An 11,077-nucleotide genomic window follows, 5' to 3' on the forward strand; every position below is an offset into this window, starting at 1 on the left:
TTGTGTTGGAAAAAGAAAGAGGGTGCCGCCACGCACAGTGGCTAATAGTGATAAAGAAAACATCCAAACATATAACGACCGCGTGCCTAAGCAGCAGCAACCCGGCATCGACCCCGACCACTAACGCCGAAAGCACCACCCCGGCATAGACCCCGCCCGAGTGCGAACGAAAACCCCGTCCAACCACCACCCATACCCCAGTGCCAACGCCCCGCTCTAAATCGCCCGCGCGCGCCCCGGAAAAGTCTCGTCGAAATCCGCGGCAAGGTCGAGCGTCGCAACGCTCGCTGCATCGTCCGGCGTTGCGGTGCCACGCTGCTCGCGGTACATCATCGGCGGAAGCCCGAACTGCTTCCTGAACTCACGCCCCAGGTGCGACGCGTCCGAGAATCCACAACTCGACGCAATGTCAGCCACCGTCTTGTCCGAACTCGTCAGCAACCACGCGGCCGTACGCAACCTGACCTGCTTCGCGTAGGCTTGCGGCGCCTTGCCGGTCTCGGCCTTGAACAAACGCTCCAATTGCCGTGTCGACAGGTCCAGCTTGTGCGCAAGTTCGTCAAGCGTCAGCGACCGCCCCACATGCTGCTCCATCAGCAAAATTGCACGCTTCACCTTTGGGTGCGTCGCCGGCGCCAGCCCCGGCGGATGCGGCTGCGGCGCGTTGCCCTTCTGCATGTCGTCCACCAGCAAGATACGCAATGCTTTTTGCACCGTGGCGGCTTCGAAATGGCGCAACAGAATTGCCGCCGCAACGTCGATCGATGCGCGTCCGCCCGAACACGTAATGCGCCGGTGATCCATCACGAACAACCGGTCCGCCACCAGCATCTCTTCATTCACTCCAGGAAAACGCTCGACGAAATCCCAGTAGTGGAACCAGCTCACACAGATGCGATAACCGTCCAGCACGCCCGCACGCATCAAGGAAAACACGCCTGTGCAAATGCCGACCAGCGTGGCGTCCGTCGTCGCGGCGCGGCGGATGAATTGCAGCGTGGCGTCACTCGCACCCGCGCCGGAATGCAGCAAACCGCCAACGACCACCACGTAGTCGAAGGGCTCAGCTTTCTCGAAGGTTTCCCACGGCGTGATCTGGATGCCGCAACTCGCGCGCACCGGCGCAAGCGTTTCCCCAATCACGCTCCACGAGCACCGCACCGGCTTGCTGAAATCGCCTTCGTCGGCAGACAGGCGCAACAGATCGACGAAGCCGGAAAACGCCGTCAGCGTGAAATTCGGCAACAACACAATGCCAAACCGAATGCGCTGTTTGGACGCCGTGTCGGGCGATTGAGCGGGAAGAAGGTCAGCGGGATTCATGCGCTTGCCGTTGATGTACAGCCTTAAATCGGGGCAGTGGTGATGGGCGGACGGCCCGGTAACTAGTCAGCATATCACTGCCATTAAGCGATTTGAAATACGGGATTCACGCGGCAGTCATGTCTATTTGGATTTAAATCTTGTATGCGGGTCAGAACGGAAAACGGCTTGCCCCATTCAGGGCAAGCCGTTTCTCATAGCCGACTGGCCGCCCGGCAATTCCTTAAAGCATTAAAAATGCTGGCATGCTAAAAGCCTTGAAACCAGCTTAATGAGCGACGTGTTTGACGTGCTTGGCTTTCGTGTAGTGATGATGATGCGGTTTTGCAAACGACACGGCCGGTGCAGCAACCGCAGCGATGATAAGGACCGCAAGGACTTTCTTCAGAACATTATTCATGGGACGAACCTGATGAGCGAGAGTTTGATGGCGAGTTGTTTCGGGCGCACTTTAAAATGCCGGCAGAGTGTATCGCAGCGTTTCTTCAATTTGGAATGGGTAAGTTAGACCCGCGTCGAAAGTGTTGCGAAAGTGTTGTATAGCCGCCGACATCCAAAATTCGCGCACTTTGCGAAGTACCGCGGCGTCGCGCCGTTGTGTCAATTCCCGCCTCTGCTTAATACCCGATTCGCGGTTCGGTCCCACGCGTGACGTGCCATCACCATTCCATGCGCCGGACCACTTGCCAGTTTCCGCCGCTAATCGTCGCTAATGCGCCTCGCCGCCAACGCGCCTTGTCGTGCTGACGCCGCCATCCCACGTGCATGCCGTTTTTATTCTATCGGCGGAAATTGGCGTGCGGTGCAATGGCTACCTAGTGAAATCTTATGCAGTCCACCGACAAGGCATTCCATGAACGTCAGCGTTTTCGATCTGTTCAAGATCGGCATCGGTCCGTCGAGTTCACATACGGTCGGCCCGATGATCGCAGCGTGCCGCTTCGCCTCGCATATTGAAGACGCAAACCTGCTTGCATTCGTGCGCCGCGTGCGGGTGGATTTGTTCGGCTCGCTGGGCGCGACAGGAAAAGGTCATGGTACCGACAAAGCCGTGCTGCTTGGGCTCGAAGGCAATCTCCCCGACTCGATCGATCCGGATGCGATCGAACCGCGTCTGCGGGAGATTCGCGAGTGCAAGACGCTGAATCTGCTCGGCAAGCACGAGGTGAAATTCGACGAGCGCGAGCATCTCGGTTTTTTCCGCAAGCTGATGCCGGGTGCGCCGGGGTCCAGCGTCGTGCACCCGAACGGCATGCGCTTCCAGGCCTTCGATGAAAACGGCCAGCTCGTCGTCGAAAAAGAGTACTACTCGGTCGGCGGCGGTTTCGTGATCAATAGTGAGGGCACGCGCGTGAACGGCGTGCAATCGGGCGGTGGAGTGCCACACCCATTCCGCACCGGCGATGACCTGATGCGGGTGTGCCGCGAGACGGGTTTATCGATTGCCGAAGTGACGATGGCGAACGAATGCGCATCGCGTCCGGAATGTGAAGTGCGCGAGGGCTTGCTCGCGATCTGGCGCGTCATGGCGGCATGTGTGGAACGCGGCTGCAAGGTAAGAGGCGAATTGCCCGGCCCGATGCACGTGAAGCGCCGCGCGGCCGATCTCTCCACGCAATTGCGCCAGCATTCGGAAGCGTCCTTGCGCGATCCGCTCTCCATGCTCGACTGGGTCAACCTCTACGCCATGGCCGTGAACGAGGAGAACGCAGCGGGCGGCCGCGTGGTCACGGCACCCACGAACGGCGCTGCCGGCGTGATCCCCGCAATCCTGCATTACTACGTGAAGTTCATGCACAACTCGACCGACGAGGGCATTGTCACGTTCCTGCTGACGGCCGCTGCGATCGGGATAATCTACAAGGAGACGGCGTCGATTTCCGGTGCGGAAGTCGGCTGCCAGGGCGAAGTCGGCGTGGCCTGTTCCATGGCTGCCGCCGCACTCGCCGCCGTCATGGGCGGCACGCCGACGCAAGTCGAAAATGCCGCCGAGATCGGCATGGAACACAACCTCGGCATGACCTGCGATCCGGTCGGCGGGCTTGTGCAGATCCCGTGCATTGAACGCAACGCAATGGGCGCGATCAAGGCGCTCAATGCTGCACGCATGGCGATGAAAGGCGACGGCACGCACTACGTGTCGCTCGACAACGTGATCAAGACGATGCGCGAAACCGGCGCGGACATGAAGACGAAATACAAGGAGACGTCACGCGGCGGGTTGGCCGTGAACGTCATCGAGTGCTGATTTTTTTGCTTTGCAAGCGAGTCTGCGAGCGAGTTTGCAAGATTAACAAGCGTAAGGAAACACCATGAGCCGCTATTCGATATTCAGCCTGCTGCGCAACGGCATGTCGTATCACGAGAACTGGGAACGCCAGTGGAAAAGCCCGGAGCCGAAGCAGGAATACGACGTGGTCATCGTCGGCGGCGGCGGGCATGGTCTGGCCACGGCGTACTACCTCGCCAAGGAACATGGCGTGCGTAACGTCGCTGTGCTCGAGAAGGGCTGGATCGGCGGTGGTAATACGGCGCGCAATACGACTATTGTGCGTTCGAACTATCTGTGGGACGAGTCGGCAGCGCTGTATGAAAAAGCGATGCAACTGTGGGAAGGTCTCTCGCAAGACCTGAACTACAACGTCATGTTCAGCCAGCGCGGCGTGATGAACCTTGCGCATACGCTGCAAGACGTTCGGGATACTGAACGTCGTGTGAACGCGAACCGTCTGAATGGCGTCGACGCGGAATTTCTCACGCCCGAACAGATCAAGCAGATCGAGCCGACCATCAATCTGAATAGCCGCTATCCGGTGCTCGGTGCGTCCATCCAGCGTCGCGGCGGCGTGGCGCGTCACGACGCCGTGGCGTGGGGTTTTGCACGCGGCGCGGATCAGGCGGGCGTGGATATCGTGCAGAACTGCCAGGTCACGGGGATTCGGCGTAACGGCAGCCAGGTGATCGGCGTGGATACGACCAAGGGTTTCATCAAGGCCAAGAAGGTCGCGGTCGTCGCGGCAGGTAACACCTCCACGCTCGCCGATATGGCCGGCATCCGCCTTCCTCTGGAAAGCCATCCGTTGCAAGCGCTCGTGTCTGAACCGATCAAGCCAGTGGTCAACACCGTGGTGATGTCGAACGCGGTGCACGCGTACATCAGTCAGTCCGACAAGGGCGATCTCGTGATCGGCGCGGGTGTCGACCAATACACGGGCTTTGGTCAGCGCGGTAGTTTTCACATTATCGAAGGGACGCTGGAGGCGATCGTCGAGATGTTCCCGGTGTTCTCGCGCGTGCGCATGAATCGTCAGTGGGGCGGGATTGTGGATGTGTCGCCGGATGCGTGCCCAATCATCAGCAAGACCGACGTGAAGGGCCTGTATTTCAACTGCGGCTGGGGGACGGGTGGCTTCAAGGCGACGCCGGGTTCTGGTTGGGCATACGCCCATACCATCGCGAAGGATGAACCGCATCCGTTGAACGCACCGTTTTCCATCGACCGGTTCTATACGGGCCATCTGATCGACGAGCACGGCGCTGCGGCCGTCGCCCACTAACCGGCACTAGGAGAAGACATGTTGCTGATCGAATGCCCCTGGTGCGGGCCACGCGCCGAAACCGAATTCTCGTGCGGCGGCGAAGCCGATATCGCGCGGCCGCTGGATACCGAAAAGCTCACGGACAAAGAATGGGGCGACTACCTGTTCATGCGCAAGAACCCGCGCGGCGTGCACCGCGAGCAATGGATGCATGCGCAGGGTTGCCGCCGCTGGTTCATGGCGCAACGCGATACCGTGAGCTACGCATTTCAAGGCTATGACACGTTCGCCCGGCCGCTCGCCGTGATGGAATCGAAAGAAGAAGGACAATTGAAATGAGCCAGAAAGACCGACTCGCCACGGGCGGGCGCATCAATCGCGCCATCTCGCTCACGTTCACGTTCAACGGTAAAACGTATCAGGGCCATCAGGGCGATACGCTCGCGTCCGCGTTGCTCGCGAACGGCGTGCATTTCGTTGCGCGTAGCTGGAAATATCACCGGCCGCGCGGCATTGTGACGGCAGACGTGGCTGAACCAAACGCAGTGGTTCAGCTCGAAACCGGCGCTTATACGGTGCCGAATGCGCGCGCTACCGAGATCGAGTTGTACCAGGGATTGGTGGCAACGAGCGTGAACGCGAAGCCGAGCATCGAGAACGATCGCATGGCGGTGAACCAGAAGATTGCGCGGTTTATTCCGGCGGGCTTCTACTACAAGACCTTCATGTGGCCGCGCAAGTTCTGGCCGAAATACGAAGAAGTGATCCGCGATGCCGCGGGCCTCGGCAAGGCGCCGGAACACGTGGATGCGGATCGCTACGACAAGTGCTTTGCGCACTGCGATGTGCTCGTGGTCGGCGCTGGGCCGTCGGGTCTTGCTGCAGCGCATGCGGCGGGATTGTCGGGCGCACGCGTGATTCTCGTCGATGACCAACCCGAACTCGGTGGCTCGTTGCTGTCGTATCGAGCAGAGATCGATGGCGCCCCGGGCTTGAAATGGGCGCAGAAGATAGAAGCCGAACTGCGCAAGATGCCCGATGTAAAGATCCTGTGCCGCAGCACGGCCTTTGGTTATCAGGATCACAACCTGATCACCATCACGCAGCGTTTGACCGAGCATTTGCCGGTATCGATGCGCAAAGGCACGCGGGAACTGCTGTGGAAAGTACGCGCCAAGCGGGTCATTCTGGCGACGGGCGCGCAGGAACGTCCCATCGTATTCGGCAACAACGATCTGCCGGGCGTGATGCTTGCGTCGGCGGTGTCGTCGTATTTGCATCGTTATGCGGTGCTGCCGGGCCGCAACGCGGTGGTTTTCACGAACAACGACAGCGGCTATCAATGCGCGCTGGATCTGAAGGCGGCAGGCGCGCAAGTGACGGTCGTCGACCCCCGCCTCGCCGATGACAAAGGCGCCTTGCAAGGCCAGGCGAAACGCTATGGCGTGAAGGTCCTGAATGGCTCGGTGATCACCGTGGCGCATGGCAAGTTGCGCGTGGCATCGGTTGAAGTCAGCGCTTATTCGAACGACACGGTCGGTGTGAAGCAAGCGGATCTGTCCTGTGACCTGCTCGCTGTGTCCGGCGGCTGGAGCCCGATTCTCCACTTGTTCGCGCAGTCAGGCGGCAAGGCGCACTGGCACGACGAAAAACTCTGCTTCGTACCGGGTAAAGCGATGCAGGCCGAAAGCAGCGTAGGCGCATGCGCAGGCGAATTCACGCTGGCACGTGCGATCCGTTTCGCCGTAGATGCCGGTGTCGACGCTGCGCGCGCCGCGGGTCTGATCGTCGCACGTCCGACGCCCGTGCAAGTAGCCGAGATCAGCGAAGCACCGGTGATGCCGCTGTGGCTGGTCGGTGGCCGCGAGATGGCAACGCGCGGTCCCAAGCAATTTATCGATTACCAAAATGACGTATCCGCCGCCGATATCTTCCTCGCTGCACGTGAGGGTTTCGAGTCGGTCGAGCACGTGAAGCGTTACACCGCGATGGGCTTCGGCACGGATCAGGGCAAGCTCGGCAACATCAACGGCATGGCGATTCTCGCTCAGGCGCTGAACAAGACCATCCCTGAAACGGGTACCACGACGTTCCGTCCGAACTACACGCCGGTCACGTTCGGCACCTTCGCCGGCCGCGAGCTGGGCGAGTTCCTCGACCCTGTACGCAAGACCGCTGTGCACGAATGGCACGTGGAAAACGGTGCGGCGTTCGAGGACGTCGGCAACTGGAAGCGGCCGTGGTACTACCCGAAGAACGGTGAAGACATGCACACCGCGGTCGCACGCGAGTCACTGGCGACGCGTACGAGCGTCGGTATCCTCGATGCATCGACGCTCGGCAAGATCGACATTCAAGGTCCCGATGCCGCGAAGCTGCTCAACTGGGTCTACACGAACCCGTGGAGCAAGCTGGAAGTGGGCAAGTGCCGCTACGGCCTGATGCTCGATGAAAACGGCATGATCTTCGACGACGGCGTGACCGTACGCCTCGCGGACCAGCACTACATGATGACGACCACCACCGGCGGCGCGGCGCGCGTGCTGACCTGGCTCGAGCGCTGGCTGCAGACCGAGTGGCCCGACATGCGCGTACGGTTGGCATCGGTGACGGATCACTGGGCGACGTTCGCCGTGGTCGGCCCGAATAGCCGCAAGGTCCTGCAGAAGGTCTGCCGCGATATCGACTTCGCCAACGCCGCGTTCCCGTTCATGAGCTATCGCGAAGGGACGGTGGCGGGCGCTGCATCGCGCGTGATGCGGATCAGCTTCTCCGGCGAACTCGCGTATGAAGTCAACGTGCCGGCGAACGTGGGGCGTGCTGTGTGGGAAGCGTTGATGGCCGCGGGTGCCGAGTTCGACATCACGCCCTACGGCACGGAAACCATGCACGTGCTGCGTGCCGAGAAGGGTTACATCATCGTCGGCCAGGATACCGATGGTTCGATGACGCCGTACGACCTCGGCATGGGTGGACTGGTGGCGAAGTCGAAGGACTTCCTCGGCAAGCGCTCGCTGACCCGCTCGGATACGGCGAAGGCCGGACGCAAGCAGCTTGTCGGCTTGCTTGCTGAAGATACGTCGTTTGTGATTCCGGAAGGGTCGCAGATTGTGTCGGGTCCGTTCACCGGTGACACGGCGCCTATGCTCGGCCATGTCACATCCAGCTATTTCAGCCCTATTTTAAAGCGCTCGATCGCGATGGCCGTCATCAAGGGCGGTCTCGACAAGATCGGCGAGTCGGTGATGATCCCGCTCGCCGGCGGCAAGCAGATGCCGGCAAAAATCACCAGCTCGGTGTTCTACGACAGCGAAGGAGCACGTCAACATGTGGAATGAAAGCAGAAGCAATCAGACGGTCGTGGATCGCGCAATCGGGCAGGGCGTATGGCAGGAGTCACCGCTGGTGGGTGCCGATGGCTTGCTGAAAAAACATCAGACGAGTGCGTCGAAGGCTTTTCGCCTGGTCGAGCGGCCGTTCCTCGAACTCGTCAATCTGCGTGGCGACCTGCGCGATGCAGCGTTCGTTGCCGCGGTAGACAATGTAATTGGCTGCAAGCCGCCCGAGAAACCGAATACGACGGCGGCCGGCAACGGTTACGACCTGATGTGGCTCGGTCCCGACGAGTGGCTCGTGCGCTCGACCGCCTCGCATTCCGCAACGCAACCGGCGCCGCTGGAAGCGAAACTGCGTGAGGCGTTCAAGGGTTTGTTCGCTGCTGCTGTAGATATTGGCAGCGGTTATACGGTGCTCGAAATCAGCGGCACGCGTACCCGCGATGTCCTCGCTCGCGGCTGTCCGCTCGATCTGCATCCGCGTTTGTTCGGCATCGGCCAATGTGCGCAGAGCCATTATTTCAAGGCATCGGTGACGATTGTGCCGACGGGCGAGGACAACTTCGAGCTCGTGATCCGTCGCAGTTTCGCGGACTACTTCGTGAAGATCATGCTCGACGCGGCCGAGCCGCTGATGTCGTGAAACCGTACGAACCGATGAGCCCGGGCGGACGCGGCTGGCGCATTGTTGTCGATGAGCTGGTAGTGCCCACGCGCATCGGTTTGTATGCGCGGGAGCATCTGGCGCCGCAGCCGGTTGCTATCGACGCGAGCCTGCATTATCAGGGCGTACCGGCCGAGGACAACGCGCACGAGTTGATCGATTACGAGGTTTGGTGCGCGGGAGTATCGGCCTATCTTGAGAGCAAGCCGCATACGCGCTTGCTCGAAACGCTGGCGGTGGAGATTGCGGCGCTGTCGTTCACTGGATGGCCCGCGCTCGATGCGCTGACGCTGCTGTTGTACAAGCCGAAGATTCGCGACGGTACGCGGCGCGTGGGCGTCGAGCTCGATTGGCATCGTGCCGATTTCAACGCATGGCGTGCGTCAGCCCGGTTGCATACGGCGGTCGCGCGCTGAAACGGCCATGACGTCGACGCGCGTTCAAACCGCCGGACTCTCCCAGCTTGTGTGCGAGCGACACGATCCCCATGCGGCGCTCGCATTGCTCGACCGCAGCCTTGCGCTGGGCCATCGGCGAATTGCGTTGATCCGATATCTGCATGCGCAATATCTTGGCGCGCCGCTCGAGCCGCGCCATCATGAGTATGTTCACAAGGTTGCCGCGAGATTGAGCACAGAGACGATCACTCGCATAGCGACCGCCGCGCGCGCCCGGCTTGAAGGGTGACTCAGCGCACGGTATCGACTCTGAATGATCGCCTCACGACCATCAGCGATGAAACCAGCACGCACCCGCACGACACGGCCACCGACTGCGCCGCACCCACTACACCGAACGCCACACAGAGACCTGAGAGCAGCGAGAGTGAGCCGGCAATCTCCATGGTCGAGAGGATGACGAATGATCTTTTTCTGATTGAGAACACGACCAGGGAGGTGATCCGGCAGGCAAAAACAAGCCCAGCGCCGGTGAAGATCAGCAAGAGGAATAGCCACTGAATCGAGGGTGTGCCGAGACTTGCCGTGGGGAACAGCCTTATCTTGTAGGCGCAGAACGTGGTGAGGCCCAGGAAGGCAATTCCTGCTGCGCCAAGCGCGAATGCCGGCAACACTGAAAGACGCTTCGTGGATTCTGAAAACCACGCATGTATCCGCAAATGAAGGACAAGCGATAACGCCTGCCCAAGATTGAACGCGATGTTATGCACGCTTTTCGCCCCGCGATACAACGCGGCACCCGCAGGTCCAAGAGGCATGGCCGCGATGATCACATCGACATGCTTCGCTCCCGAGAAGATCGCGTTCGAATACCAGCTGCTGACGAGCTCCTTGCCGCCGAGCTTAGCCAGTTGCGGGAACGCTGCCAGTCCGGAAGACGCGTTCTGATTTGCTTTATCCAGCCGGCGCAGGACGAGATAAGTACCCAGCAGCATCGCTCCATACGAGCCTTCGACCAACAGCAGCAGATCGGGAAGATACGGCGACCATGATGCATTCGTAGCGATCCGCCAGATGACCGCGCAACGACTCAAGGCGGTGGATCGAGAACATCACGAGCAAGCTGCAGATCTGCGTAGCGAACCAGACGAACAAAATGTGTCCGGCAAGGCTTTTCAGTGACCTTGCGGGCTTCGCCCGATACACGCCAAGCGCCGGAAACAACGCGAGCGAGACAGCCGCTGAAAAGGCTGCGGACGACGCAATGATTGCGGTCGAGCCCGTTTGCGCGAATCCACCGAAGCGGACGTGGTAGGCCAGTGCTGCGCCGGCGAGAATCAGCACGACGTCCAGCAGGCGGTTGAGTAATCCGTTGAATGTCAGCATGGTTGCCCCGGAGCAATTCGGCGTGCGCTGATGGCGTCATGACCGGACGATGCGATAGACCCCGTCGCCAGAGCGAGGCGAGCGTCCAGCGTGATGCACTTTTTTCTTCGTTCTGTATGTTGGAAAGTCATTGCGATCAATTTAATTAAATCGGATAAAGGGTTTATTGGATAATGCATTTCTGCTGTGTCTAATCGAAATGAGATTTTTCTCGATTCGAATAGACGAACGTGCCGAAGCTCAGCGCGAAGCAATGAAGTTTTCGTCGTTGAATACAGCGAAAGACGGGAAATCTCTATATAGCGTTCTGCACCTGGATTGGAGCGGACGCTATTGGGAGATTCAGCCGTCTCTTGAGTGGCCACATTGTCACTTAACAGGCTGCGGAAATACCTCGCCCCGAAGTCACCCAAAAGGTCAGTTCAAACGTTG

General features: G+C 59.9%; 10 protein-coding genes. 7 read left to right on the forward strand and 3 right to left on the reverse strand.

All coding sequences use genetic code 11. The annotated features are described in order from the left end of the window. Positions 1–216: 216 nt before the first annotated feature. Positions 217–1,323 (reverse strand): GlxA family transcriptional regulator, encoded by a 1,107-nt coding sequence (locus tag M0D69_RS42140; RefSeq protein ID WP_301787713.1) that lies wholly within the window; start codon positions 1,321–1,323, stop codon positions 217–219. 853 nt (positions 1,324–2,176) lie between these two features. Here M0D69_RS42140 and M0D69_RS42145 point away from each other — a divergent pair. The 7 genes from M0D69_RS42145 (at position 2,177) to M0D69_RS42175 (ending at position 9,548) form a co-directional block, all read left to right on the forward strand. Next, the gene (locus tag M0D69_RS42145) at positions 2,177–3,571 is read left to right on the forward strand and encodes an L-serine ammonia-lyase (protein WP_301787714.1); all 1,395 of its coding nucleotides are present in this window, start codon (positions 2,177–2,179) and stop codon (positions 3,569–3,571) included. A 64-nt stretch (positions 3,572–3,635) separates the two neighbouring features. After that, on the forward strand, positions 3,636–4,880 hold the full coding sequence (locus M0D69_RS42150; protein WP_301787715.1) for a sarcosine oxidase subunit beta family protein: 1,245 nt from the start codon (positions 3,636–3,638) through the stop codon (positions 4,878–4,880). Between the two features lie 18 nt (positions 4,881–4,898). After that, positions 4,899–5,201, forward strand: coding sequence for a sarcosine oxidase subunit delta (locus tag M0D69_RS42155; RefSeq protein WP_301787716.1), 303 nt, complete (start codon positions 4,899–4,901; stop codon positions 5,199–5,201). Next, entirely contained in the window at positions 5,198–8,200 is a 3,003-nt protein-coding gene (locus M0D69_RS42160; RefSeq protein WP_301787717.1) for a sarcosine oxidase subunit alpha family protein, read from the forward strand. Before M0D69_RS42155 ends, M0D69_RS42160 begins: the two co-directional genes overlap by 4 nt. Further along, positions 8,190–8,840 carry a sarcosine oxidase subunit gamma gene (locus tag M0D69_RS42165; protein ID WP_301787718.1) on the forward strand — a complete coding sequence of 217 codons (651 nt, stop codon included), beginning with the start codon at positions 8,190–8,192 and terminating at the stop codon, positions 8,838–8,840. Before M0D69_RS42160 ends, M0D69_RS42165 begins: the two co-directional genes overlap by 11 nt. 14 nt (positions 8,841–8,854) lie before the next feature. Then, complete coding sequence (locus M0D69_RS42170) at positions 8,855–9,277, forward strand: dihydroneopterin aldolase (protein WP_301787722.1); 423 nt, start codon at positions 8,855–8,857, stop codon at positions 9,275–9,277. A gap of 7 nt (positions 9,278–9,284) precedes the next feature. Beyond that, complete coding sequence (locus M0D69_RS42175) at positions 9,285–9,548, forward strand: hypothetical protein (RefSeq protein WP_301787719.1); 264 nt, start codon at positions 9,285–9,287, stop codon at positions 9,546–9,548. Between the two features lies 1 nt (position 9,549). Here the strand turns inward: M0D69_RS42175 and M0D69_RS42180 are convergent, their stop codons facing one another. Further along, positions 9,550–10,254 carry a hypothetical protein gene (locus M0D69_RS42180; RefSeq protein ID WP_301787720.1) on the reverse strand — a complete coding sequence of 235 codons (705 nt, stop codon included), beginning with the start codon at positions 10,252–10,254 and terminating at the stop codon, positions 9,550–9,552. After that, positions 10,214–10,645: a hypothetical protein gene (locus M0D69_RS42185; protein WP_301787721.1), complete on the reverse strand. Its 432-nt coding sequence runs from the start codon at positions 10,643–10,645 to the stop codon at positions 10,214–10,216. The genes M0D69_RS42180 and M0D69_RS42185 overlap by 41 nt, the downstream gene beginning before the upstream one ends. Positions 10,646–11,077: the final 432 nt, after the last annotated feature.

Origin of the sequence: Caballeronia sp. SEWSISQ10-4 2 (assembly GCF_030464885.1) — a bacterium.
In the GTDB taxonomy this organism is placed as follows: Bacteria; Pseudomonadota; Gammaproteobacteria; order Burkholderiales; family Burkholderiaceae; genus Caballeronia.

Bases quoted from the DNA above. Each gene is read 5' to 3' on its own strand.
- M0D69_RS42160 (WP_301787717.1), top strand. From the start codon at position 5,198: ATGAGCCAGAAAGACCGACTCGCCACGGGCGGGCGCATCAATCGCGCC.
- M0D69_RS42140 (WP_301787713.1), bottom strand. From the start codon at position 1,323: ATGAATCCCGCTGACCTTCTTCCCGCTCAATCGCCCGACACGGCGTCC.
- M0D69_RS42175 (WP_301787719.1), top strand. From the start codon at position 9,285: ATGACGTCGACGCGCGTTCAAACCGCCGGACTCTCCCAGCTTGTGTGC.
- M0D69_RS42145 (WP_301787714.1), top strand. From the start codon at position 2,177: ATGAACGTCAGCGTTTTCGATCTGTTCAAGATCGGCATCGGTCCGTCG.
- M0D69_RS42185 (WP_301787721.1), bottom strand. From the start codon at position 10,645: ATGCTGACATTCAACGGATTACTCAACCGCCTGCTGGACGTCGTGCTG.
- M0D69_RS42155 (WP_301787716.1), top strand. From the start codon at position 4,899: ATGTTGCTGATCGAATGCCCCTGGTGCGGGCCACGCGCCGAAACCGAA.
- M0D69_RS42180 (WP_301787720.1), bottom strand. From the start codon at position 10,254: ATGCTGCTGGGTACTTATCTCGTCCTGCGCCGGCTGGATAAAGCAAAT.
- M0D69_RS42165 (WP_301787718.1), top strand. From the start codon at position 8,190: ATGTGGAATGAAAGCAGAAGCAATCAGACGGTCGTGGATCGCGCAATC.
- M0D69_RS42150 (WP_301787715.1), top strand. From the start codon at position 3,636: ATGAGCCGCTATTCGATATTCAGCCTGCTGCGCAACGGCATGTCGTAT.
- M0D69_RS42170 (WP_301787722.1), top strand. From the start codon at position 8,855: ATGAGCCCGGGCGGACGCGGCTGGCGCATTGTTGTCGATGAGCTGGTA.